This is a genomic window from Streptomyces sp. NRRL F-2580, from assembly GCF_000720115.1.
In the GTDB taxonomy this organism is placed as follows: domain Bacteria; phylum Actinomycetota; class Actinomycetes; order Streptomycetales; family Streptomycetaceae; genus Streptomyces.
On record NZ_JOIR01000112.1, the window covers coordinates 1 to 537 of the forward strand.

1 pseudogene is annotated in these 537 nt (G+C 65.9%); it reads right to left on the minus strand.

The window, feature by feature from the left end:
• A pseudogene (locus IF88_RS48930) lies at window positions 1-378 on the minus strand (CbxX/CfqX); the annotation flags it as partial.
• Window positions 379-537 lie beyond the last annotated feature (159 nt).

The window sequence follows — 537 nt, forward strand, 5'->3', positions numbered from 1 at the left end:
CTCGTCGCAGTCGAGCACGGCGTGGGAGAGCATGTCCCAGGCCTGGTCGAGCAGCCCATCGTCCAGGAGTTTCGCCGCCCGCGCGAGCCACAGGTCGCGGGGCGTCTCCAGACGGAAGTTCACGTAGCCCCCGATCTGGAACCGGGAGGACAACGGGGTCTGGAGCATCGTGCGCATGGCCCCGAAGGACTGGGCCTGACGGTGCATGGCCTCGACGGCCTGACCCTGGAGCTGTCCGGCGGCGTGGAGCCCTAACCAGGCATCGGCAGCAAGCGGATTGTGCTCAACGGCAGCGCGGAAGGAATCTGCCGCAGCGGCCCGGTTGCCCAGCCTCAGCTGCGCGACCCCTTGGAGCCATGCCTGCTCACACTTCTTGATCGAACTCCGTGATACAGACTGCCCCTGCACCAAGCTCTCCCCTGCTGTCGTCCGGTGATCCGAATTCCGCCCACACCGAACGTGCGGGCCGGTCCCATCGTCAATTGATACCTGAGAGCTACCGTTCAAGGAGAAGGGGACGCCTGTCGTCCACGCCCA